Here is a 22,283-nt window from a genome sequence, read left to right on the forward strand (position 1 = left end):
CCAAACGTTATAAATAAAACCTTGGAAGTGCAAACTCTCAAGGTTTTATTTTGTTGGCTGTTTATTGTTAAATTTGCTGCTGAAAAAAATCCATAAATGCGGCAACTTGTCGTGGCTGAAATTGCCTTGATGGGTAAAGAAACTGTAAGCCAACTTGCTGTTTATCTTTATTACTAAAACCGAGAATATAGTCATCAAGTAGCGTCACTAAATTACCCTTAGTCAGATCATCATTAATATCTACCATTGATTTTAGAGCAATACCTGCACCGTTAATTGCCCACTGTCTGATCACTGCACCATCACTGCTACTCATAGCTACAGGTACGCGAATTACCTCGTCTTTAAAATGCCAATCATGCATCGATTGACCAAGTCTCTCCATTACTAAGCAGCGATGATTTAATAAATCGCTTGGTTGTAAAGGTTGGCCATGTATTTTTAAATATTCAGCTGAAGCACATAACACACGTTTATTGGCTTTGATCATTCGGCTAATCAAATTACTATCGGGTAAGTTTCCAAAGCGAATAGCAATATCAATGCCTTCTTCAACTAGATTAACTAAGCCATCGGTTAAATGTAGGTGTGGTTTTACTTGTGGATTCAGTGCTACAAATTTAGCTATTGCAGGGGCAACAAACTGTTTACCAAAGTCAGAGGGTGCGGTTACTTTGAGACTACCCGAAAGAGTGTTTTTACTAAGCTGAATACTTTGCTCTGCGGCATCAATTTCAGCAATCACTCTTAAACAGCCTTGAAAAAAGTGCTCTCCAGCCTCGGTTAATTTAATACTTCGAGTATTACGTATTAAGAGTCGGGTTTGATAGTGATTTTCAAGCTGGTTGATACGTGCCGTCATACTCGCAGGCGATAAACCAATTTTTCGCCCAGCTGCAGCAAGCCCGCCAGAGCGCACCACATGAACAAAAAGCTGCATATCATCAATCTTAGCCATCGTTCCTCACTCTTTATAATTCAGTATTAATGAACAGTGTTTTTGATATTAACTCAATTATCAAATTTAAGTAAATAGTTAAACTGGTTGTACTCATTATCAACAGAGAAAGTTTATGCGTTTAGATCATGTATTAATTTCTAGTTGTGATTACCAGGCGATGCGACAGTTCTTTATAAATTCAGTTGGGCTAGTTGAAGGGTATCGTCCGCCTTTCCCTTTCGAGGGGGCATGGTTATACGGCAGTGATAATGTTGCTTTGATTCATTTGGTTAATGCCACGGGTAATAAAGCGCAACAGGGTTACTTATCAGCATTAAACAGCAAAACCCAAGGCCGAGGAGTGGTAGATCACATTGCGATTCGTAGCATAGGTTATCAAGGATTGAAAAGTCGCTTAGCGCAAACAGGTATAAACTACTTTGAGCGAACCGTGCCAGAGCTATTAGAGCAGCAAGTCTTTATACCTGGACCAGAAGAGATAAAGGTCGAAATGCTATTTAGCAGTGATGAAATTTAATTTAAATCCAGATAAACATTATTTATAAGAGAGTTAGTTATGTCTATAGAATCCTTATTTGAAGTTAAAACCCTCGGTGGCATGGTCACTCAAAATAGAATTGTGATGGCACCTATGGCCCGTTCGCGAACTGCGCAACCGGGTGATATTCCCACTGAACTGATGGCCACTTATTATGCGCAGCGTGCTACTGCAGGGCTGATTATTTCTGAAGCAACACAAATTTCTGCTCAGGGCAAAGGTTACTCATTTACGCCAGGTATTTACACGCAAGAACAAATCGAAGGTTGGAAGCAAGTAACACAAGCTGTGCATAAAGAAGGTGGTAAAATATTTTTACAACTTTGGCACGTTGGTCGAATGTCGCACTCTTCATTTCATCATGATGGAACGCCAGTTGCCCCATCTGCACTTGCCCCAGATGCACAAGTTTGGGTGGTAGGCGATGATGGAGAAGGACGGATGCTTGACTGCCCAACCCCACGAGCACTAAGTGTTAAAGAAATTAAAGAAATAGTAAATGACTATAAGCAAGCGGCAATTAACGCGATTGAGGCTGGTTTCGATGGCGTTGAAATACATGGAGGTAACGGGTATTTAATTGATCAGTTTTTAAGACGTTCAGCGAATAAACGCACAGATGAATATGGCGGTAGCCAAGAAAACCGTATTCGTTTTGCCTGTGAAATTATTGGCGCAATTAGTAATGCCATTGGAGCTCATAAAGTGGGTATTAGATTAGCGCCTTTTATCACTCAGCGTGGTATGGGTGATAGTGAAGCAATTGACACTATTTTATTGGCAGCAAAGCAATTTGAGCAAATTGGTATTGCGTATATTCATCTTGCCGAAGCGGACTGGGACGATGCACCTACCGTAACACCAGAGTTTAGAGTCGCACTTCGTCAGTATTTTAGTGGCGCGATTATTGTTGCCGGTAATTATACCGAGCATTCAGGTGCGCAGCTTATTGAACAAGGTCTTGCCGATTACATTGCATTCGGTCGTCGTTTTATTGCCAACCCAGACTTACCGTATCGTATTCAAGAGCAACTGCCACTAAACACGATTACCGATGGGAGTACATTGTTTGGCGGTACAGCCAAAGGTTATACCGATTACCCAGCATATCAAAAGTAACTTTTTAACTGAAAATATAAGGGCTAAAAATGGTTAATTTTTCAAACTCAGTCGTTACTTTACTGATCAGCGGGCTGTTTAGTAGTGCCAGTTTTGCGGCTGAATTTAGTTTATCGAGCCCTGATTTACAGCCAGGGCAGGCAATAAAGAGTGAGCAATACTGGAATAGCTTTGGTTGTCAGGGGAGTAATGTTAGGCCACAACTTAAATGGCAAAATGCGCCTAAGAAAGCCAAAAGCTTTGCCGTGACAGTGTATGACAATGACGCACCAACTGGCAGTGGTTTTTGGCACTGGGTAGTACATGATATTCCTCTTACTAGTAACTCACTATCTTCAACGACTTTGCCCAAAGGAGCCATTGAAGGTAATACGGATATGGGGAAGCCCGGATACCTTGGGCCATGTCCACCAGAAGGACGCAAGCATAGCTACACCTATAAAGTGTATGCATTGGATGTAGAAAAATTAGCTGTTCCACAAGGGGCAACAAGTGCACTTACAGGGTTTTTCTTACACCAACACTCTTTGCAAACAGCCGAGATCACAGTAACGGCAGGACCGCGTTAATTAGCTTAGGAGATAAAAATGAAGGCTTTACCTTTACTCATTCTTTTAATGGCACTGTGCAGCAGTAAGCTATTAAATGCAGCCCCACTACCTGAGAAATCAGGTTATTGGCCTGATGATGCACAATTAGTGATTTCTATTTCAATGCAATTTGAAGCAACAGCACAAGATAGCTCTGATGCAGGGCCGTTTCCTCAAATAGAGCAGGGTTATCACGACACGATTTCGCCTACTTGGTATCAGTATGGGATGAATGAAGGGATCCCGCGATTACTTGATCTATGGGATAAACATAATATTAAAGTTACCTCTCATATGGTGGGCAGGGCTGTGGAATTAAATCCAGCACTTGCTAAAGAAGTGGTTTCGCGAGGGCATGAAGCATCGGGTCACGGCCAAACATGGACACCACAATATTCGATGAGTGTTGAACAAGAGCGCGCTTCATATATTAAAAGTGCAGATATTATCGAAAAAGTGACAGGCATGCGGCCGGTTGGCTTTAATGCATTTTGGATGAGACACTCAAAAAATACACTTACGCTTTTGCAAGAGCTGGGGTTTATTTATCATATTGATGATCTATCGCGTGATGAGCCTTCTTTTACACCAGTAAATAATAAGCCTTTTGTGGTTGTACCTTATACTTTTCGTAATAACGACATTGTGCGCTATTCAGGAAGCACTGCAATGACGGCCCAAGCCTACTTACAAGAGTTAAAAGATGAGTTTGACGTGTTATACGCTGAAGGAAAACACAGAAGACGAATGATGTCGATTAGTGCTCATGACCGTATTGCAGGAACGCCTGCACGGGTAAAAGCGCTTGATGATTTTATCCAATATGCAAAACAGCATGCAGGTGTTAAATTTATGCGAAAAGATAACATAGCCCGTTGGATAATGAAGCAAAATAATGTGCCTACTAATCCGGCTCAGACGGCTAGATAAAGGAAACATCTATGAGGCAGCTTTTTAATACCATAAGTATGCCTCGTGTGATTTTTAGAGGTGAAGGAGTTAAGTTGTTGTCGTAAATTTTAAACTTCAACGGAATTAGAATAGCTTGTTACATTTTTACTATTCACTTTAAACGAATATCTCTTAAAATAGGTACTTGAATAGTCTATAACACTTTAGGAAATAGCATGTTTAGCCGATGTATGTTCATTTTATTTGTACTATCTCTATCAGGATGCTCTTCTTTGACTCAGGATGAATGTATACAGGCCAATTGGACAAACCTAGGCTTTAGTCATGGCGAGCAAGGGTATACATTTGAACATGGCAGAGAAATTATATCCGCTTGTAGTGAGTTTGGTATCACTGCAAAATTAGATGATTATAAGGTTGGTTACAAGCAGGGGCTCGCAGCCTTTTGTGAGCCTGAAAATGGCTTTACCCTGGGCTTACGAGGGGATGCGTATAACGGGATTTGTAATGACACACAGTTTAGAAAAGCATGGCAAGAGGGTAACGAGCGTTATCAATTTGAAGTAAGGAAAGCCGAGATAGATGATCGACTTAATAATATTAATTGGCGGTTGCAATCTATTAGTAATGAATTAGCGAGTGATAAACCGTCAAGTAGCCAAAGTAAAGAGTTACGCCGAGAAAGAGAACAGTTAGAGAGAGAGCGTCGTGATTTAAGAAAAGAAAAAGCACTTTTACCATTACTCAACAAGTTTCCTTCATGGCATTTTGAGTATGAACTATAATTTATAACATATCCTTTTACGGTGATTAATATGAAAGTAATATCAATTTTAATAACATTTCTGATCCTCAGTGGGTGTGCGTCAAAAGAAATGCCAGACGGTTATGGAAATGAAGTATTTGCGGAGCATGAGTGCTTAGGTGGTGAAGTTGAAACAGACTATAGCTACACAATTTTTAGCTCTGACGAAGATGAAAGCAATAAGAGTACGGTGAAGTCGACTTGTCATCCAGTGAAAACTCAGTCTGAACTTGAGCGAGATATAAGGACGGGTGGTTGATAGAACAAAATAAAACCCACTTTAAAAGTGGGTTTTATTTTAAGAATTAAAGCTCAAAGGGAGCAACACCGACAGCTTGCATTTGATAACCCACTTGGGCTATTTCGCCAGACCAAGTTTGCGTTTTAATAACGCCCGTTACAACAATCGCATCATATAAGCTATCGATAGGCACACCGCCTTTAATAGTTACATGAACCAGCTGGTTTGGCGGTGGGGGTGGCACATGAATACAGGCACCAAAGTAAGGGACTAATAAAAACTCGGTAATAAGTTCGCTGTCACCTTCAAGTGGCACAACAAACCCAGGTAAGCTAACAGACTGCCCATCAAGTGCTTTAACAACCGGCGCGTCCAAATCAGGTTGCACCCAGTTTTGCTCACTGCCTTCGTGATTAGCTTGTGCTTGGGTATCTATTTGCACATGCCCTTGTGGGATCAAGTCTTCCCAAAAAATTTCCTTCGGGGGATTTGCAATGCTAGCAAAGCTAATTAGCACTGCACTTAATAGCATTAAAGAGTGTGTAGTTACTTTAAACAACGTCATGATCATCCTAAAGTTTATATTTTTATACTCATACCATCACTAAGAGAATAAAAGTAAGCGCGTGTAGCAGGGATCAAGCCAATAATGAATCCCGCAGCCATAATAACGCCAATCAAAGTGAGTTCATAGTCAGAGAGCATACTGATATTAATGCTCACTCCTGCTTGGCTTTGTAAGTAACCCGCGGTTGTGCCCATAAGCGCATAAAATAGAGTGCAGCCTACTAAGCAACCTAAAAAGGTAGTGAGCAGTGATTCTATACTGATCAGTGAAAATAATTGCCAAGGGCGGGCGCCCACAGAACGCAATATTGCCAGTTCTCTGCGGCGTTGATTAAGGTTAGCCAGCAGTGTGGTTAACATGCCGAGCAAGCTAATAATGACCACCACAAATGAAAATAGCAATAGGATCTTTTCTATTATTGCCAGCATTTCCCAAAGCTCTTTTAGTGTGACTGTAGGCATAATCGCTAATAAAGGCTCTGGCTTAAATTGGTTTATGTTACGCCTAATTTGTAGCGTATAAAGCGGTGAGTCGAAGCCCATTAAAAAGGCGGTAATTTGTTTTGGATGGCCAACTAGTGCGTGACTCGAGTGGTCATGATGATCGTCATGATCATGATGGCCGCCACCATGAATCAATTCAATTGCCGCCAGCGGCACATGTAATGTTTTATCAACAGGGGTGCCAGTAGGCTTTAAAATACCAACAACTTTGAAGGGGTTATCGTCATGATGATGAAAGCTAGTATTGCCCATACCATGAGAAATCACAATTTCATCACCAGTCTTATAGGCCAGTTTACTTGCAACCTCACTTCCTATAACAACTTCATTGATGCTAGAAAAAGCCTGTCCTTGTTCAAATGCTAAGGACTGTTTCTTAGCAAATCGATAGTGCTTAAAATAATCAAGTGTGGTGCCTAAAACTGCTTGGCCCTTATGGCTATCTCCAAGGCTGATAGGAATGCTCCATTTAACCCCGCGTTGTTTTGTTATGTATTGATAGCTTTGCCAGCTCACCCCATTATTAGTGTGGCCAATTCTAAACACCGAGGAGAGTAGTAATTGAATATCGCCAGTACGTGCGCCAACAATTAAATCGGTACCCGAAATGGTATTACTAAAACTACTTTTAGCATCTATGCGAACGCGCTCAATACTGAGTAATAACATGACGCTAATCGCAATAGTGAGCAATGTCAGTAATACACTGGCACGTCTATTTAGCAAACTTTTATAGGCAAGTTTAAATAAAATCATACATCACCTTGTAAATTTACTAAGTCGATTGTGCGGCTAAAGAGTGGCTTTAATGTTTCATCGTGACTGACAAAAACAAGCGTGCTGTTACTTTTTTTTGCTTGTTCAAATAACAGCTTAATAAAGCTTTCACGATTTTGCGTATCAAGTGCTGAAGTAGGCTCATCGGCAATGATAAGTTCGGGACTGCCTATAAATGCGCGTGCTGCGGCAACTCGCTGTTGCTGCCCAATACTTAAAGTGGCAACATTTTGATTATGAAAGTGCGGCTCCAACCCAAGTGCATTGAGAAGTCGAGCGGCTTCTTTGGTTAAACTATCAGTTTGGTTGAGCACGTGTTGCTGACGCATTTTCGAAAATTGGCACCCTAAACATACATTTTCTAATGGGGTTAAATAAGGTAGTAAATTAAAGTTTTGGAAAATATAGCCAATATGATCCGCTCTAAATGCATCGCGCTGTGCATTGGTAAGCGCACTTAGATTTTGGTTGAAAACACAAAGTTGGCCGCTAGTGGTTACATTAATGCCTGCTAGTAGTGCCAGTAAGGTAGATTTACCACTGCCGCTTGGCCCATGTAAAAAAACATGTTCACCTTCATCAATGGCGAGTTGCTCAATAGTGAGAGTGGGGCTGGCTGCTTTTTTATGCCATTTAAAAGATACATTCTCAAGGTTGATCATAACGTCTTACCAACTCCAATAGTTAAGTCTTTTGCGCATTTTAAATTGTCTAATAAGATTAAGTGGTTTAGCTTTGAGCTTTTCATCACTATGCAACAGTTCATTGGTTGCGCAAAGTACTCGTTGGCTTGACTTGCCATCTGTGTATGGGTGTAATTCTTGGCAAAAAGCTTCAATATTATCCACCAGTTCTTTTGGGTAAGTTAGTGCATAGTCTATTGCGGCTTCAACGTTATTTTTATCTGTAATATCAAGTAAGTGTTTTTCAGGTGCTTTATTACAAAACGTTACAACCGGTTTTCGTTGTACTAAAAACATCAGTAGTATGGATGAAGTATCGCACAGCATTACATCAGCAGATTGTAATAAAGGAATAACATTGTCTGTTTCAACAAAGGTTAGATTATCATTACTTAACGCTTGGTATTTATTAACCCACTCTTGCGGCATTTTCGGATGAAACTGAACTAATAGTCGCCATTTACCGCTTTTACTAAAGTGTTTTATTTGTTCATAAAGTTTAGGTGCAAGAGATAAGCGTTTTGAAAATGTAGAACAGATTAACACCGTTGGGCGAGAGTCTGTTTCATCGATATGGCTAGGCTTTGAGTTACCGTTAAAGAATTGATCTAGGGGAGGCCAACCTGTTTCTACTACCTTAAAATAGCCCAGTTTTTTTTGTAACGCCGTAAACGGAGCCGTCGTATTTGGGCCTTGTGTACAATATAAATCAAAACATCCCCGAACTTTAAAGTGATCGTTTTGGCCTTTTTTATTTAGTTTTCCTGCATCAAAGCCGTGAAAAACAGCTACTTTCTTTCCTGGGAAAAATGTAGGGATAGAGTTCGCTGGTGCAAAGGTTGCGTCAGGCGCCCATTGGTTTATCTCATGAATAGAATTTAGTGTTTTTTCATCACTTTTCAAAAAGTCAGGGTTAACATTATCACCCTCTAAGAACCATTTAACTTCCCCTCCTTGAGCTAATATTTCTGCTTGCAATGGCCTTAAAATAGCATAGGAATAATTTTGAGAAATATACATTAGATATTTCTTATTCTTAGTGGCAGTTAAATAGTTCAAGCTAGCTCCTTAGGGCAAATAATCATGCAAGTTTACCCCAATGCGTCAGCTAGATAAATATTCTGAGATGATTTGTTTTTAGCCTAAGATTGAGCTTTGTGGTTGCCTAGATTATTATAGAGCGCCTAACCCCAATTCCATACTTTGCTCTTTGAGCATGCCAAACCCCGGAGATAGCATGACTAGCTATAAAGTTTTAGACGTAAACGATGACTTACCCATTCGTACTAAAGGTAAAGTACACAGTGGCAAAGTGCGTTCAGTTTATTGGTTAACTGATGCAGATAGCAAACGCTTAATAAATGAAAAAGGCTATAACGTTCCTGCCGATACTGAATTAGCCATTATGGTTATTTCAGACAGAATTTCTGCTTTTGATTGCATATGGCAAGGTGAAAATGGCCTAAATGGCGTTCCTGGTAAAGGGATTGCATTAAACTCAGTGGCAGCTCATTGGTTTAACATGTTTAATGAAGCCGGTTTGGCGGGTAATCATATTGTTGATATTCCTCACCCATACGTATGGATTGTTCGTAAAGCCAGTACAGTTAAAGTTGAAGCGATTGCTCGTCAATATATTACCGGCAGTATGTGGCGCGACTACGCCAAAGGCGAAAGACACTTTTGTGGTTTGCAACTTCCAGAAGGCTTAAAAGCGAATCAAAAGCTTGAGCAAGTACTTATAACTCCTTCTACTAAAGGTATTATAGAAGGGGTTGCTGATATTCCTGCCGTTGATGATGTAAACATCACTCGTGAAAATATTACGAACAACTTAGATGTTTTCAATTTTAAATCGGCTGACGATGTCGCCAAATACGAAAAATTATTGGTAGAAGGATTCGAGCTAATTAGTAATGAGTTAGCTAAGCTAGGGCAAATTTTCGTCGATACTAAATTTGAATTTGGTTACGTAGAAGATTTAAATGGTGTGCAGCAACTTATTTATATTGATGAAGTAGGGACACCAGATTCATCGCGTATTTGGGATGAAGTATCTTATAAGAATGGCAAAATTGTTGAAAACTCAAAGGAAGGCTTCCGTCAGCTGTTAATTAATAACGTACCAGAGAGTGATGTGTTATTAAATAAAGACCGTATGGCTGAGCGTGAGCAGCTAGCAAAAGATTATATTTTACCTGAGTCAGTAATGCTTGAAGTGTCTGACACTTATGTGGGTATCGCTAGCAAAATTATCGGTAAAGAGATCGTTATACCCAATGATCCGCGCCAAGAAGTGATTGCAATTTTAGATACTGACTACGGATTAATCGTTAATTAGCGAAGTAAGTAGACAGGCATAGCAATGCTCATTTTTACTAGTAAAAAAGTATTTATTTTAACTAACTGAGCTATAATTCTTGCAATTAGTGCTCGTCTCTAATTAACTTAACCTATAGTGAATATTTAGGTGTGATTATGTTAGAGCGGGCAATGCAAGTTATTGCAAAACGTCGTTATTTATTAGTACTGGGTGCATTGTTTAGTGTGTCGGCCTTTGGCAATACTATTAATTTGGTTATTAAAGATCAGCATGACCAAGTATTGCCTAATGCTGTCGTAGAAATCAATCATTTACCTTCCTCAAAAACTACGGGCAATTTACCCACGGCGGTAATGGATCAAGTTGATAAACAGTTTTCACCACAGCTACTTATTGTGCATCAAGGTCAGTACGTTAACTTTCCAAATAGCGATAATATTCGCCACCATGTATATTCTTTTTCAAAAGCAAAGCCCTTTCAATTAAAGCTCTATTCTGGTCAGCCAGAAGATCCCATTAAGTTTGATAATCAAGGGGTTGTTGTTCTAGGCTGCAATATCCACGATTCTATGGTGGGCTATATTTATGTCGCTAATAGTAATCATGTGTATACCAGCAACGAGCAAGGCCAAATAAAGCTACAAGTTGACTCTTTTCCTGTGCAAGCCAGTGTCTGGCATTCACTGCAAACAGCGACTTTGGATAATAAAAAAATGTTTGATATAAAATCAACCAGCCCGGTATCAATCACTATAAATACGTCTACGCCTGCACCACGTAACACCTTTGGCAGTCAATTTAGGGAAGGTAATGGGCAATAATTTACGTAGCCGTATAACAACGCTATGCGTTGGCTTGGTGTTACTTACAACTTTACTCAGCTTAGTGAGTTTTTGGTGGTCTACGAGTAAGTTTCAGGCAGAAAAAGTACAGCAAAATATAACGGTTGCGCAAAGCGTTTATAAGCAATATTTAAAATCAAAAGAGAGCTTGCTATTAACTGCTGCAAAGGTGTTAACCGCTGATTTTGGTTTTAAGCAGGCAGTTGCTACTCGCGATGCAGCCACCATTAGTAGTGTATTATACAATCATAGCCAACGGATCAATGCCGATTTAATGCTGTTGCTCGATTTATCGGGGCGGTTAGTGTCTGCTAATGTGAATGCACAAAATTTTGCAGATAACCTACAGCCCTTGATGGATGAATTATTAAATAATTCTGAACAATCGAGCTTTGTAGTGTTAAATAATCAGCTCTATCAAGTAATATTATTGCCAGTTAAAACCCCCAGAACTATCGCTTACAGTTTAGTCGGGTTCAAAATCACATCGGCTGTGACTACTGAGCTGAAAAGCTTAACCGGTATGGAGGTTAGCTTTGTTGCGAAATTAGATAGTTTTGCAGCAAGCTCGTTTGCACCTCAACCTGAAAAATTTCAACCTATAGAATACTTTAAAAATAAAACTACAGCTCGTTTTTTTGCTGAATATTTGGCCTATGAAAATCAACAAATAGCTTTACCATCTTTGCAATCACACCCGGTCACCTTACTACTAAGTGCTGATTTAACCTCAAGTTATCGAGATATTGAGCAACTATTGCTAACACTAGTTACATTGGCCGTGTTAACCATGTTATTTGGTGTGATCACCAGTAGTTTGCTTGCCAATAACTTAACCAGCGGACTTACACAGTTAGCGGTTATCGCAAGGCAATTTGCCAAAGGTGACTACCGTTTTAAATTTGAAGGTAAAAAACAAAGCAGCGAAATAGCAACGCTAGTCAGCGCCTTTAATAACATGGGTAATGATATTAATAAGCGTGAGCAGCAAATCAGTTTTCAAGCACATCACGATACCTTAACAGGGTTTTATAACCGTTCAGCTATGTTAGATTTATTAGCAAAGCAGCTCACTAAAGATAGATGCTACACGCTTGTTGCTATTGATATAAAAGGCTTAAGACACATAAACGACAAGCTTGGTCCGCAAGTAGGAGATGAGTGTTTAATTGCGGTGGCAAACCGTATTCGTCAATTCTCTGATGAGCTTGGTGGATTTCATGCACGAATTGGCGGCGATGAGTTTTTAACGGTTTACCCCAGTGTGGAGGCTGACCAAGTAAAATGTGCTGTAGCCGATTTGATTGAGCAATTACAGGCACCTTACCAGATTAAAAGCTTAAAAATAAGTTTGCGTTTTAACGCTGGGATTGTGCAGTACCCTGGACAAGGCGTTAAAGCGGACGATTTAATGCGGCGTGTACTCATTGCTGTTGATGCGGCTACAACAAGCCAACAAAGCTTACATTACTACCAAGATGGTGAAGATGAGGCGCACTTAGACCGTTTAATCATGCTTGATGAGCTCAAACAAGCGATTGATGATGATAACGGGCAACTGTTTATGACTTATCAGCCTAAGTTGAATATTAAAAGTCAGAAAATTGATAAGGTTGAGTCACTTATTCGTTGGCAACGTGATGATGGGAGTTGGGTTTCGCCTGAAGTGTTCATTGATTTAGCTGAGCAGTCAGGATTAATTGTGGAACTAACTGCCTGGGTTGTCGATACAGTTATTGCGCAAATAGCCGATTGGTATAAAAAAGGGATTCACTTACAGGCAGCCATTAATGTGTCAGCCCAAGATATTGCGCATGCGGGATTTCATAATTTATTGGTCGCGACCTTAAAGAAATATCATGTAAGCCCAAGTTCTGTCACTATTGAGTTGACGGAGCGCGATATGATCGAAAATGAAGCTCAAGGTATCAAAGCGTTAGAGAACTTAAAAACTATCGGTGTTAAAATATCACTAGACGATTACGGTGTCGGGCAAACATCATTGGGGCGATTAAAAATGTTACCTATTGATGAGCTTAAGCTAGATAAATGTTTTATTTTAACTTTGCATGAGTCACAAAAAGATCAATACATAGTGCGCTCGTCAATCACACTTGGACACCAACTTGGGTTTTCAGTGGTGGCCGAGGGCGTAGAAACGGCAGCGTCTTTATCATTGCTTCATGAAATGCAATGCGATCATGCACAAGGTTACTACTTGAGTCGTCCTTTAAAAGCACAACAACTAGAACAATGGTTAGAGGAATATCAGGGTGTACATTAAATTTTTACTGAGCATGACACTCTTACTTTGCAGTACGCTAACTGTAGCTGCAACGGGAAAGCTATTAGCAACACCGGGCGTGTCTCAAGTTGAAGGCAGTGCAGGAGGAGGGTTAGTTCCTTGGGCGCAGCTAGCAGGTTATGCTAGTGAGGACGAATGGGCTGTTAATGGCTTTTGTAGTCGTGCTGATGTAACAGATTACCGCCTAGATGCCTGTGGTGTGCAGCTTAACCTATTTAATCGTGTTGAACTGAGTTATGCCGTGCAGCAGTTTGACGTGCCTGCGCTCAATACAGAAATAGAGCAGTCAATTTCTGGGGCAAAAATTCGTTTGTATGGTGATGTAGTTTACAGTAAATGGCCACAACTAAGCATGGGTGTGCAGCATAAGTCACTGGATGATGGCACAGTTGCAAATTTGGTTGGTGCAAAAAATACCAGTGGTACAGATGTGTACCTAGCAGCCAGTAAATTACATTTGGGTGCACTTGCTGGATACAACTGGTTTTGGAATGTGACCACTCGTTACAGTAAAGCCAATCAATTAGGGCTTTTAGGATATGGAGGGGCTAATGAAGGTAGCCATATTTTACTAGAAGCAAGTAGTGCGGTGTTTGTAAGTCGTGAACTTGCTATTGGCATTGAGTATCGACAAAAAGCCAATAACCTAGGTTTAGGCGAACAAGATTGGCGCGATTTATTTATAGCGTGGATGCCTAATAAACACGTCAGTGTAACGGCGGCCTATTTAGACTTAGGGCGGATTGCTGGTGTTGACAAACAAACCGGCTGGTATTTATCGGTTACGGGGTATTGGTAATGAAACTGAGTGTATTTATTTTTTGTTGTTTAAGCTTACTTTCAGGGTGTACAACACAACCTAACACTTCTCTGTATCACCAACTTGGCGAGCGAGCTGGGCTTGAAAAGTTAACTGACAGTTTTATTGCCCAAATAGGCAATGATAAACAAGTGTTTCATTACTTTGAACACAGTAATATTAGCCATTTTCGACAAGGGTTTATTAGTCATTTATGTTCGCTGGTTGAGGGTCCTTGTGAATACAAAGGCGACTCGATGGTTGCGATTCATACAGGTATGAATATAAATGAAAAAGACTTCAATCACGTTGTCGATTTATTAATAAATGCAATGAACGAGCAAAATATCCCACATACAGTGCAAAATGAAATTTTAGCTAAAATGGCGCCATTGCGTGGCGAAATTATTAAGATTTAATTTTTATAATCAAATGCATACATGTAAAAATATGCTGGGTATTACTCACTTGTAATTTTGGCAAGATCCGCAGTTTTATATCGTCTTTGCCTATGAATACTCGATCTATGAATTAAATTTCTGATAAATGTACTGCGGTTGGAATGAGAGCCTGCATTAGCGCTTGTTATTTCACTAATAAAGCTTCGATCTTCGGCAACAGGATAGGGTTTTATGCCTATCATATTTAGGCCTACTTCAGTGTGAAACTGCATATCGACATCCACCGGTCTAAAAAACGGTTTTCTTTGCAGTAGTTTTTTAGCGCCGCTTAGTGAAATGATGTAGCCTTGAGTGCCGTTTGGTGCTTTTTTATAGTTGCCAACTGTTAGGTTATTTTCTAATAGCGTACTGTCAATAAATGGAAAGTTTCGATTATCAGATAACTTGATTAAATCCCAATTTTTTAATTTAAGCGCCGCATCAACAACATCTTTAAGTGAAGCTTCAATGAAAAGGTCATCCTCTAATACAACACAATAAGCGATATTTTCATCGACCATTTTTTGCCAAAGGCGCATATGGCTTACATAGCAACCAATTTCACCTGCAGATAGGTTGCGATTGTAACTTTTTTTATTTTTTTTCGGGCAATACCACTTGAGGATTTCTTGTTCACTAAGGTTTTTGCCAATGGTCGCTTCAAAACGTTCAGCATTTAAGTGTAGACTGGTAAGTCGCTTTAGGGTTGTTTCCCAACGGTCTTCGCAGCCTTGCATATTGATAATGTAAAAAGGGATTGGCATAATTTTATTTTATTTAGAAACCTCAAAGCAGCTATTTTAGCATTATTATAATTTGTAACCAGTCTAAATTCTGTTTATAAACAGGCTGTAATAATATATAGCTATTTCATTTCCTTAAATTTGGCAAGACGATGAAAAACATAGTCAGTGCAAAATGGTTACATGCGCGTTTAGAGCAAACTAACTTAGTTATTTTTGATGCAGGTATGCTACGCCCCTCTGCTGCAGGGGAGTACTCGCCCGTTGCTATGCTACCCAAAGCACAACGGTTTGATATCAAAAAAGAACTCGCAGATACTTCAAACCCATTACCCAATACCTTGTGTAGTGCAGAGCAATTTACTCAGGTGATGCAAAAAGCAGGCGTTAATCACGACTCATTGGTGGTGATTTATGAAGATGCGGGGTTATTCAGTGCAGCTAGAGCCTGGTGGATGTTTAAAGCCATGGGGTTTAATAACGTAAAAGTGCTCAGTGGTGGCTTAGCCAAGTGGCTTGAGCTGGGGCTTGCGGTTGAGTCAAACTATACGCAAGCATCACTAAAAGGCGACTTTATTGCTCATTACCAACCTGATTACTTTATTGATAAAAAACAGGTGCTAAGTGCTACTAAGGATGCCAATACAGTTATTTTAGATGCGCGTACTTATGAGCGCTTTACGGGTAAAAATAAAGAGCCAAGAGCGGGTATGCGCAGCGGCCACATTATTAATAGCTACTCGCTACCTTTAAGTAGTTTATTAGAAAATGGCGAGGCAAAATCACTCGACTTTATACAAACACAGTTTAGTGAATTAGTCGGTAATGCAACCCAGATACAGTTTAGCTGCGGTTCGGGGGTTACTGCCTGTGCGCTTGCATTGTTCGCTGATGAATGCGGATATCATAATTTAAGTGTTTACGACGGATCGTGGAGTGAGTGGGGCGCTGATAGCTCACTGCCTATTACTGTGGGTGGCTAATTTAACTATAGGGACAATTTTTACACCCGTTTTTGCAGCAAGTACCACGTTTTAAAAAATACCACTTACTAAACACCATGTAACTATTTTGCATGGTGTAATCTAACCCTTCAATTAAATTATCATGGCTTCTAAATTGTTTAGCAAAAGCGATTTGAGCTTTTATTGGTTGAGTGTATATAGTCTCTAAATAGCTATTTATTTTAGCAAGAGTACATAAGCGGCATAAGCAGCTGGTTGCTGTATCATCGAGTGGTAAAATAGCAGGTAACTGATAACACCAACATGCGGTTATATCATTAACATTACAGTTAAGCGTTGTATTACATTGGCTGCAGTTTATCTGGGTCATTTTAGGTCTTATTAACAGTAGAGCAGCAAGAATAACAAACATTATGAATATACAAAAAGCATTGGCTGAATTTATTACATTTGGGGAGCAAAGAGATAGTGCCATTAGTGTGATTGTTTCAACCGCAGCAAGCAATAAAATCTACCTGTATACACTCACAAAGCCTGTACTAATTAATGTACTTACGCGTTGTTTAAATAAAGAAATTGATATTGACGATTTACAGCTGTGGGCAAATGTCATTGAGTCGCGAGATGACATAAATTGCGCCGAGCATGAAGGCGTTATTTACGCGCTAAGTAATAGCGAGCAAATGGGCGAGTTGACTCATCAAAAGCTCGCACAGTTGTTAAAGCTGTTACAACAGTAGCAGGTGGTTATCAGAAAGTATGAAAGGTTTTAAGCAACAGGTTTCAGATGTTAGTAACCACTACTGGGCTAATCTCTAGCTGTCACCTGAAACCTAAAACCTGTTCTTAAAGTTTACTTATGATAGCTCAAGCAAGTTTCCACTTCGTCTTTAGAGCCTAAAATAACCGCAACACGCTGGTGGATGGCATCAGGCTGAATATCCATAATACGCTCAGTACCTGTTGAAGCAATACCACCTGCTTGCTCTACTAGCATTGCCATTGGATTTGCTTCATATAGTAAACGTAGTTTATTAGGTTTATTAGGATCTTTAGTGTCAGTTGGGTAAGTAAATAAACCACCACGGCTAAGTACACGATGAACATCGCCAACCATTGCAGCAATCCAACGCATATTGAAGTTTTGAGCGCGAGGGCCAGTATCTCCGGCAAGTAAGTCATTAATGTAGTTTTGCATCGCTGGTTCCCAGTGGCGCTGGTTAGAGGCGTTAATTGCAAATTCATTAGTTTTAGCAGGAATAGCGGCAAAATCTTGAGTAAGTAAAAAGCTACCTTGGGTTTTATCTAAGGTAAACATGCGTGTACCTTTACCCGTTGTTAGCGCAAGCATAGTTGATGGGCCATACAGTACGTAACCTGCAGCCACTTGTTGATGCCCAGGTTGCATAAAAATCTTTTCATCAGCAGCATCTGAGCCCACAGGTGCTTTCATAATAGAAAAAATAGTACCTACAAGTGAGTTAATATCGGTATTTGACGAGCCATCAAGTGGATCAAATGCAACAATGTACTCGGCATCTGGGTTACCGGCAACAGTATAATCTTCTTCTTCAGAGGCAATCGCTTTAACTGTGCCTGACTCCAGCAATATATCTTTTAATAACTGATTAGACAGTACATCGAGTTTCTTTTGTGTTTCGCCTTGAATATTTTCATCGAGGGTTGAGCCTAATACGCCCGATAATTCACCTTGACCGACGCGAAATGAAATTTCTTTACATGCCGCTAAAATAGTACGAATTAACGACAAAAGTTCTCTTGAACAGCCATCTTCTAGTAATACTGGTGGGAGTCTACGCATTCTTTTTTCCTGATAACGTGTTAAAACTAATCATAATGTGAGAGAGATTAGTTTAGAGCGCTGAAATTCGTCTTAAATAACTGTATTGTATAAATAACCCCCTATAATGGGGTACCTACATCGCATTTAAAACGCTAATAACAAAGATAAGATTATGCAAAAAATATCACGATTAAGTTACATACTCTTTACTGTGCTGCTCTGTATGATAACTCAAGCGCACGCAGCAATTAAGTCTATTGACGAATTTACTGAAAAAATGAACCATTTCCCTGGTTATTTTTCTTTCTTTTACGATACCCAAAACGGCAATGTGTATTTAAAAGTTGATAAACTTGAGCAACAATTTTTACTACAGCATAGCTTGCCTTATGGCGTTGGCTCTAACGACATAGGTTTAGATAGAGGCCAATTAGGCGGTACCTATTTGGTACAGTTTGAGCGCTTTGGCAACAAGGTGATGTTACGTGCCGTAAATACTTACTACCGTGCAAACACGAGTAATATAGCAGAGCAGCAAAGCGTTAAAGAAGCGTTTGCATCCAGCATTTTGGCGGGTTTTAAAGTTGTCGCTCAAGATGACAATGCTGCATTAATAGATTACACCCCTTATTTACTGAGTGACGTACATGGCGTAAGCCGTACTTTAGCTGCGCGCAAGCAAGGGCAGTTTAGCCTTGATGAGTCACGCAGTGCGGTATTTATGAATCGCTCAAAAGCATTTTTGAAAAATACTGAACTTGAAGCCATTCTCACCTTTAAAGGGTCTAAACCAGGTAAATACGTTCGCCAAGTGAGTGCTGATCCTTACGCTTTGAGTGTGCACATGCACCATTCACTTATTCAACTGCCTGATGATAATTACACACCTCGTAAATTTAGCCCGCAATCGGGTTATTGGAGTGCGGAGCATAAAAATTATGCAGCAGGGCTCGATGAGTCTATGTACGTGCGTTACATTCCGCGTCATCGTTTAGCAAAAAAAGATCCAAGCCTAGCAGTTAGTGAGCCAGTAGAGCCTATTGTTTATTACTTAGATCCAGGGGTACCTGAACCAGTAAAAACGGCTTTATTAGATGGCGGGCAATGGTGGAATGACGCTTTTAATGCAGCAGGATATAAAAATGCCTTTAAAGTTAAAGTGCTACCAAGTAATGCAGATCCTATGGATGTGCGCTACAACGTTATTCAATGGGTGCATCGTGCAACCCGAGGCTGGTCGTATGGCAGTTCAATTATAGACCCACGAACAGGCGAAATTATTAAAGGCCATGTGACACTAGGCTCGCTGCGAGTGCGTCAAGATATCCTTATTGCTGAATCACTCGCTGCGCCTTATTTAAAAGGCAATGAAGTGGCAGGTACTTTACATGCAATGGCACTTGATCGTATTCGTCAGCTCAGTGCTCATGAGATTGGTCATACACTGGGTATTGCGCACAACTTCGCAGCGTCAGTAAATAATCGTGCTTCGGTGATGGATTATCCGCATCCGTTATTGAGCTTTGCAGATAATGGTCAGTTAGATGTATCTCAAGGTTATGCTAAAGGTATGGGCGCATGGGATACGCAAGTGATCAAATATGGCTACAGTGATTTTACCGGCCAAGATGAAAGCGAAGCACTCGCTGCTATTTTACAGCAAAATAAATCGCTAGGTTTGGCGTTTATTTCTGACAGTGATGCCCGTGCCAAAGGTGGGGCGCACCCTACAGCGCATCTTTGGGATAATGGCAGTAATCCAAGTGAAGAATTACTTAGAGTGCTTGATGTGCGAAAGCAAGCGCTCGGGCAGTTTGGTATTAACAATATAAAAACTGGGGTTGCACTGTCGCAGTTAGAAGAAAAGCTAGTGCCACTTTACTTATTCCACCGTTATCAAGTTGAAGCGGTTGCAAAGCTTATTGCGGGCGTTGATTATGACTATGAAATTCGCAGTGATGCACCCGTTAAAGGCGCCCAAGTTGTAGCTAAAGAGGCTCAGCAACAAGCAGTTAATGCTATTTTAGCCACCCTAAAAGCAACTAATTTAACGCTGCCAGAGTCGATACTTTCTTTGATTGTACCAAAGGCGTATGGCGAGTCTAAATCACGAGAAAGTATAGTGGGTCGTACCGGTTTGACTATGGATGCACTTGCATTGTCTGAAGTGGCAGCGCAGCATAGCCTATCGCTATTACTAAACGCTCAACGATTAAATCGATTAGCGCAGCAACAAGCACGTGATAACCGCTTTTATAGCTTAGATGAGCTGCTTAAACAGTTAAACAAACAGGTGTTTAATGTATCAGCACCTGCCACCATGACAGGAAAAGTAACACAGCGAGTACAGTACTTAACGGCAAAAACCATGGCTGATCTTGTGGCTAACGACGGTTTAAGCCCTGAAGTGCAAGCGCAACTACATTTCTATTTAAGCAAGCTTGCTGATGAGTTTAATCAGCACTCTTTGCTAGGCCATCCTGAAGTGGGTGACAGTGCATTTAAAAATTATTTAGCGTCGCAAATTAATCAGTTTTTAACAACAGGCCAGTGGCCTGACAATTTTAAAGCCCTGCCAATACCACCAGGCTCACCTATTTAATAGTACAAGCCAGAGGATAAAGGCGCTGTGTAAACGTTACGTTTCATGGTGCCTTGTTTTTAGGGTGTTACTTTTGCTTGCATAAAGTTGGTTTTTTGTTAATCTAGCCACCCCCTATTTTAGTCTTTTTGAGGTGTTTATGGCGTTTTTATCTCGTTCGATATTGGCGTTATCAATGGCACTTTTAAGCTCCAATGCAATCGCACAAAAACAATGTGATGTTGAACTTCGTCATGGTCTAATTATTACCGATGATGTGATCCGTATTGTTGATAAAGGCCAAACCAGGGTGCAAATTAACAATAATAATCAATTGTTTATTCGAGGCTACTGGGTCGACTTAAGCACCGACGAAAGCAAAGTGCTAGAACAATTTAGCAATGGTATTCGTCAAACAGTTCCTGAGTTGGTCGATTTAGCGACCGATGGCGTTAACCTAGGACTCAGTGCTATTGAGCATGTTGTTGAGGGCATGTCAGATAAAGAACCCGAAGTGCTAAAAACGCAATTACAATATGTAGAACGCGCACTTATGGATAAGTTTAAACGTGGCGACGATTTCTTTTTTATAGCTCCTCAATCGCTTTCCCAAATTGATGATTTTTTTACTAAAGAAATTAGTCAAAAAATACACTCAGCTGTACATGGCTCTTTGGGTGCTATTTTAATGTCGCTTGGGGATGCGTTTAAATCTCGAGAAGGCAATATAGAAGACCGCATGAACGACATGGGGCAACGCATGGATATCATCACTAAAGAAATCGATAAGTCGTTACAGAAAAAAGCCCATCAATTAGAACTTAAAGCCTCTGAATATTGTGAATGTTTAAACTCTCTAGATATTACTGAGTCTCGGCTGCAAGCGATTGTACCTGGGATGACAGACTTTGATTTAGTACAGATTAAATCGTAAGAACAGAGATTAGGCAAGATTATAGAAGGCAACGAGCATCGAGCCTAGAGCGGCAGGTGAACAGCCCGAACCTCGTGAACCATTTCCTAACACCTAAACAACCTCACAGTTTTATCTCTGCGGCAGTTAATGGGCGGTATTCACCTGCAGCCAAATCTTCACCTAACTTTATACCCGCAATTTGTTCACGATGTAGTTCAACTACTTTGTTATCTACCGCTGCTAGCATACGTTTTACTTGGTGATACTTCCCCTCAGAAATAGACAAGCGTAAACCATAATTCCCTAAGCGCTCAGCAATAGCAGGGCGAGTTAAATCTTTTTCATTGTGAAGCTGCACACCGTCGCGTAATTGCTGCAGTGCATCATCGGTAATCGGCTCTTGAGTTTCAACCAAGTAGGTTTTAAATTTATTCTTTTTAGGCGAGGTGATTTTGTGTGACCAGTCGCCATCATTAGTAATAAGCACTAGGCCTGTGGTGTCTATGTCTAAACGCCCGGCAATGTGAAAGTCGGCCATGTTTGGCTCATCAAGCAAATCAAATACGGTTTTGTGTAACTCATCTGAATTAGCGCATACATAACCTACCGGCTTATTGAGCATAAAGTAGCGTTTACCTAAAAACACTAATGGCTGATCATGAAATAACACGTCATCTTGCTGAGTAACTTGAAAGTCGAATGCCGTGATCACCTCGCCATTAACGCTAGCCGCTTGGCTTTTTATTGCTGCGCGGGCTTTTGAGCGTGGTAACTCTGCTAAATGGCTAATAAATTTATCTAAACGGCAAGGAAATTTCATGTTGTTCACATTTTTAGTCGGCTACAATGGCCGCGAGTATAGCGGATA

At 40.3% G+C, this 22,283-nt stretch carries 24 protein-coding genes; 15 read left to right on the forward strand and 9 right to left on the reverse strand.

All coding sequences use genetic code 11. The annotated features are described in order from the left end of the window. Positions 1-67 precede the first annotated feature (67 nt). Positions 68-958, reverse strand: a complete 891-nt coding sequence (locus CWB75_RS02465) for a LysR family transcriptional regulator (protein ID WP_054202525.1) — start codon at positions 956-958, stop codon at positions 68-70. Between the two features lie 115 nt (positions 959-1,073). On the opposite strand from CWB75_RS02465, the gene CWB75_RS02470 reads away from it, so the two are divergent. The 6 genes from CWB75_RS02470 (at position 1,074) to CWB75_RS02495 (ending at position 5,184) form a co-directional block, all read left to right on the forward strand. Then, a complete protein-coding gene (locus tag CWB75_RS02470) occupies positions 1,074-1,478 on the forward strand; it encodes a VOC family protein (RefSeq protein ID WP_138569797.1) in 405 nt (134 codons plus the stop codon). 39 nt (positions 1,479-1,517) lie between these two features. Continuing rightward, the gene (locus tag CWB75_RS02475; RefSeq protein ID WP_138569798.1) at positions 1,518-2,618 is read left to right on the forward strand and encodes an alkene reductase; all 1,101 of its coding nucleotides are present in this window, start codon (positions 1,518-1,520) and stop codon (positions 2,616-2,618) included. A gap of 29 nt (positions 2,619-2,647) precedes the next feature. Continuing rightward, positions 2,648-3,187 carry a YbhB/YbcL family Raf kinase inhibitor-like protein gene (locus CWB75_RS02480; protein ID WP_010390480.1) on the forward strand — a complete coding sequence of 180 codons (540 nt, stop codon included), beginning with the start codon at positions 2,648-2,650 and terminating at the stop codon, positions 3,185-3,187. A 48-nt stretch (positions 3,188-3,235) separates the two neighbouring features. After that, a complete protein-coding gene (locus tag CWB75_RS02485; RefSeq protein ID WP_349304070.1) occupies positions 3,236-4,138 on the forward strand; it encodes a polysaccharide deacetylase family protein in 903 nt (300 codons plus the stop codon). 197 nt (positions 4,139-4,335) lie between these two features. Beyond that, positions 4,336-4,905 (forward strand): DUF2799 domain-containing protein, encoded by a 570-nt coding sequence (locus CWB75_RS02490; RefSeq protein ID WP_138569800.1) that lies wholly within the window; start codon positions 4,336-4,338, stop codon positions 4,903-4,905. A gap of 90 nt (positions 4,906-4,995) precedes the next feature. Next, the gene (locus tag CWB75_RS02495) at positions 4,996-5,184 is read left to right on the forward strand and encodes a hypothetical protein (RefSeq protein WP_041709654.1); all 189 of its coding nucleotides are present in this window, start codon (positions 4,996-4,998) and stop codon (positions 5,182-5,184) included. A 46-nt stretch (positions 5,185-5,230) separates the two neighbouring features. Here the strand turns inward: CWB75_RS02495 and CWB75_RS02500 are convergent, their stop codons facing one another. Genes CWB75_RS02500 through CWB75_RS02515 form a run of 4 tightly spaced genes read right to left on the reverse strand, consistent with a single transcriptional unit; the run spans position 5,231 to position 8,717 of the window. Further along, positions 5,231-5,731, reverse strand: coding sequence for a DUF3299 domain-containing protein (locus CWB75_RS02500; protein WP_008468279.1), 501 nt, complete (start codon positions 5,729-5,731; stop codon positions 5,231-5,233). A gap of 14 nt (positions 5,732-5,745) precedes the next feature. Then, positions 5,746-6,993, reverse strand: a complete 1,248-nt coding sequence (locus CWB75_RS02505) for an ABC transporter permease (RefSeq protein WP_054202521.1) — start codon at positions 6,991-6,993, stop codon at positions 5,746-5,748. Continuing rightward, positions 6,990-7,676, reverse strand: a complete 687-nt coding sequence (locus tag CWB75_RS02510) for an ABC transporter ATP-binding protein (protein WP_138569801.1) — start codon at positions 7,674-7,676, stop codon at positions 6,990-6,992. The genes CWB75_RS02505 and CWB75_RS02510 overlap by 4 nt, the downstream gene beginning before the upstream one ends. Before the next feature lie 6 nt (positions 7,677-7,682). Then, positions 7,683-8,717 (reverse strand): CDP-glycerol glycerophosphotransferase family protein, encoded by a 1,035-nt coding sequence (locus CWB75_RS02515; protein ID WP_138569802.1) that lies wholly within the window; start codon positions 8,715-8,717, stop codon positions 7,683-7,685. Positions 8,718-8,934: 217 nt separating this feature from the next. Here CWB75_RS02515 and CWB75_RS02520 point away from each other — a divergent pair, with 217 nt between their 5' ends. The 5 genes from CWB75_RS02520 (at position 8,935) to CWB75_RS02540 (ending at position 14,385) form a co-directional block, all read left to right on the forward strand. Further along, entirely contained in the window at positions 8,935-10,038 is a 1,104-nt protein-coding gene (locus CWB75_RS02520) for a phosphoribosylaminoimidazolesuccinocarboxamide synthase (RefSeq protein WP_075170518.1), read from the forward strand. A 137-nt stretch (positions 10,039-10,175) separates the two neighbouring features. Beyond that, positions 10,176-10,841 (forward strand): methylamine utilization protein, encoded by a 666-nt coding sequence (locus CWB75_RS02525; protein ID WP_010390495.1) that lies wholly within the window; start codon positions 10,176-10,178, stop codon positions 10,839-10,841. Then, positions 10,831-13,146, forward strand: coding sequence for a bifunctional diguanylate cyclase/phosphodiesterase (locus CWB75_RS02530; RefSeq protein ID WP_138569803.1), 2,316 nt, complete (start codon positions 10,831-10,833; stop codon positions 13,144-13,146). The genes CWB75_RS02525 and CWB75_RS02530 overlap by 11 nt, the downstream gene beginning before the upstream one ends. 13 nt (positions 13,147-13,159) lie before the next feature. Then, on the forward strand, positions 13,160-13,966 hold the full coding sequence (locus tag CWB75_RS02535; protein WP_502704778.1) for a DUF3034 family protein: 807 nt from the start codon (positions 13,160-13,162) through the stop codon (positions 13,964-13,966). Continuing rightward, on the forward strand, positions 13,966-14,385 hold the full coding sequence (locus CWB75_RS02540) for a group I truncated hemoglobin (protein ID WP_054202515.1): 420 nt from the start codon (positions 13,966-13,968) through the stop codon (positions 14,383-14,385). Before CWB75_RS02535 ends, CWB75_RS02540 begins: the two co-directional genes overlap by 1 nt. A gap of 41 nt (positions 14,386-14,426) precedes the next feature. On the opposite strand, the gene CWB75_RS02545 is transcribed toward CWB75_RS02540, so the two are convergent. Further along, positions 14,427-15,170 (reverse strand): glycosyltransferase family 25 protein, encoded by a 744-nt coding sequence (locus CWB75_RS02545; protein ID WP_054202514.1) that lies wholly within the window; start codon positions 15,168-15,170, stop codon positions 14,427-14,429. A gap of 131 nt (positions 15,171-15,301) precedes the next feature. Here CWB75_RS02545 and CWB75_RS02550 point away from each other — a divergent pair, with 131 nt between their 5' ends. Beyond that, entirely contained in the window at positions 15,302-16,132 is an 831-nt protein-coding gene (locus tag CWB75_RS02550; protein WP_054202513.1) for a sulfurtransferase, read from the forward strand. A 1-nt stretch (position 16,133) separates the two neighbouring features. Here the strand turns inward: CWB75_RS02550 and CWB75_RS02555 are convergent, their stop codons facing one another. After that, complete coding sequence (locus tag CWB75_RS02555; protein ID WP_138569805.1) at positions 16,134-16,484, reverse strand: DUF5522 domain-containing protein; 351 nt, start codon at positions 16,482-16,484, stop codon at positions 16,134-16,136. A 43-nt stretch (positions 16,485-16,527) separates the two neighbouring features. Here CWB75_RS02555 and CWB75_RS02560 point away from each other — a divergent pair, with 43 nt between their 5' ends. Continuing rightward, on the forward strand, positions 16,528-16,854 hold the full coding sequence (locus CWB75_RS02560) for a hypothetical protein (protein WP_054202511.1): 327 nt from the start codon (positions 16,528-16,530) through the stop codon (positions 16,852-16,854). A gap of 113 nt (positions 16,855-16,967) precedes the next feature. Here the strand turns inward: CWB75_RS02560 and CWB75_RS02565 are convergent, their stop codons facing one another. Next, positions 16,968-17,936, reverse strand: coding sequence for a class 1 fructose-bisphosphatase (locus CWB75_RS02565; protein ID WP_008115459.1), 969 nt, complete (start codon positions 17,934-17,936; stop codon positions 16,968-16,970). Between the two features lie 154 nt (positions 17,937-18,090). Here CWB75_RS02565 and CWB75_RS02570 point away from each other — a divergent pair, with 154 nt between their 5' ends. Together CWB75_RS02570 and CWB75_RS02575 are read left to right on the forward strand one after the other, a co-directional pair. Further along, a complete protein-coding gene (locus CWB75_RS02570) occupies positions 18,091-20,520 on the forward strand; it encodes a zinc-dependent metalloprotease (RefSeq protein ID WP_138569806.1) in 2,430 nt (809 codons plus the stop codon). 139 nt (positions 20,521-20,659) lie between these two features. Beyond that, positions 20,660-21,433: a YggN family protein gene (locus CWB75_RS02575; RefSeq protein ID WP_010390508.1), complete on the forward strand. Its 774-nt coding sequence runs from the start codon at positions 20,660-20,662 to the stop codon at positions 21,431-21,433. Positions 21,434-21,536: 103 nt separating this feature from the next. On the opposite strand, the gene rsuA is transcribed toward CWB75_RS02575, so the two are convergent. Continuing rightward, positions 21,537-22,235 carry a 16S rRNA pseudouridine(516) synthase RsuA gene (rsuA, locus tag CWB75_RS02580; protein WP_010390509.1) on the reverse strand — a complete coding sequence of 233 codons (699 nt, stop codon included), beginning with the start codon at positions 22,233-22,235 and terminating at the stop codon, positions 21,537-21,539. Between the last annotated feature and the right edge of the window lie 48 nt (positions 22,236-22,283).

Source organism: Pseudoalteromonas sp. S1608 (genome assembly GCF_005887265.1).
Taxonomy (GTDB): Bacteria; Pseudomonadota; Gammaproteobacteria; order Enterobacterales; family Alteromonadaceae; genus Pseudoalteromonas; species Pseudoalteromonas undina.

What these genes read in the sequence shown, in the direction of transcription:
- CWB75_RS02465 (WP_054202525.1), bottom strand. Translation starts at nt 958, where the DNA reads ATGGCTAAGATTGATGATATGCAGCTTTTTGTTCATGTGGTGCGCTCT.
- CWB75_RS02470 (WP_138569797.1), top strand. Translation starts at nt 1,074, where the DNA reads ATGCGTTTAGATCATGTATTAATTTCTAGTTGTGATTACCAGGCGATG.
- CWB75_RS02475 (WP_138569798.1), top strand. Translation starts at nt 1,518, where the DNA reads ATGTCTATAGAATCCTTATTTGAAGTTAAAACCCTCGGTGGCATGGTC.
- CWB75_RS02480 (WP_010390480.1), top strand. Translation starts at nt 2,648, where the DNA reads ATGGTTAATTTTTCAAACTCAGTCGTTACTTTACTGATCAGCGGGCTG.
- CWB75_RS02485 (WP_349304070.1), top strand. Translation starts at nt 3,236, where the DNA reads ATGGCACTGTGCAGCAGTAAGCTATTAAATGCAGCCCCACTACCTGAG.
- CWB75_RS02490 (WP_138569800.1), top strand. Translation starts at nt 4,336, where the DNA reads ATGTTTAGCCGATGTATGTTCATTTTATTTGTACTATCTCTATCAGGA.
- CWB75_RS02495 (WP_041709654.1), top strand. Translation starts at nt 4,996, where the DNA reads ATGCCAGACGGTTATGGAAATGAAGTATTTGCGGAGCATGAGTGCTTA.
- CWB75_RS02500 (WP_008468279.1), bottom strand. Translation starts at nt 5,731, where the DNA reads ATGACGTTGTTTAAAGTAACTACACACTCTTTAATGCTATTAAGTGCA.
- CWB75_RS02505 (WP_054202521.1), bottom strand. Translation starts at nt 6,993, where the DNA reads ATGATTTTATTTAAACTTGCCTATAAAAGTTTGCTAAATAGACGTGCC.
- CWB75_RS02510 (WP_138569801.1), bottom strand. Translation starts at nt 7,676, where the DNA reads ATGATCAACCTTGAGAATGTATCTTTTAAATGGCATAAAAAAGCAGCC.
- CWB75_RS02515 (WP_138569802.1), bottom strand. Translation starts at nt 8,717, where the DNA reads ATGTATATTTCTCAAAATTATTCCTATGCTATTTTAAGGCCATTGCAA.
- CWB75_RS02520 (WP_075170518.1), top strand. Translation starts at nt 8,935, where the DNA reads ATGACTAGCTATAAAGTTTTAGACGTAAACGATGACTTACCCATTCGT.
- CWB75_RS02525 (WP_010390495.1), top strand. Translation starts at nt 10,176, where the DNA reads ATGTTAGAGCGGGCAATGCAAGTTATTGCAAAACGTCGTTATTTATTA.
- CWB75_RS02530 (WP_138569803.1), top strand. Translation starts at nt 10,831, where the DNA reads ATGGGCAATAATTTACGTAGCCGTATAACAACGCTATGCGTTGGCTTG.
- CWB75_RS02535 (WP_502704778.1), top strand. Translation starts at nt 13,160, where the DNA reads ATGACACTCTTACTTTGCAGTACGCTAACTGTAGCTGCAACGGGAAAG.
- CWB75_RS02540 (WP_054202515.1), top strand. Translation starts at nt 13,966, where the DNA reads ATGAAACTGAGTGTATTTATTTTTTGTTGTTTAAGCTTACTTTCAGGG.
- CWB75_RS02545 (WP_054202514.1), bottom strand. Translation starts at nt 15,170, where the DNA reads ATGCCAATCCCTTTTTACATTATCAATATGCAAGGCTGCGAAGACCGT.
- CWB75_RS02550 (WP_054202513.1), top strand. Translation starts at nt 15,302, where the DNA reads ATGAAAAACATAGTCAGTGCAAAATGGTTACATGCGCGTTTAGAGCAA.
- CWB75_RS02555 (WP_138569805.1), bottom strand. Translation starts at nt 16,484, where the DNA reads ATGACCCAGATAAACTGCAGCCAATGTAATACAACGCTTAACTGTAAT.
- CWB75_RS02560 (WP_054202511.1), top strand. Translation starts at nt 16,528, where the DNA reads ATGAATATACAAAAAGCATTGGCTGAATTTATTACATTTGGGGAGCAA.
- CWB75_RS02565 (WP_008115459.1), bottom strand. Translation starts at nt 17,936, where the DNA reads ATGCGTAGACTCCCACCAGTATTACTAGAAGATGGCTGTTCAAGAGAA.
- CWB75_RS02570 (WP_138569806.1), top strand. Translation starts at nt 18,091, where the DNA reads ATGCAAAAAATATCACGATTAAGTTACATACTCTTTACTGTGCTGCTC.
- CWB75_RS02575 (WP_010390508.1), top strand. Translation starts at nt 20,660, where the DNA reads ATGGCGTTTTTATCTCGTTCGATATTGGCGTTATCAATGGCACTTTTA.
- rsuA (WP_010390509.1), bottom strand. Translation starts at nt 22,235, where the DNA reads ATGAAATTTCCTTGCCGTTTAGATAAATTTATTAGCCATTTAGCAGAG.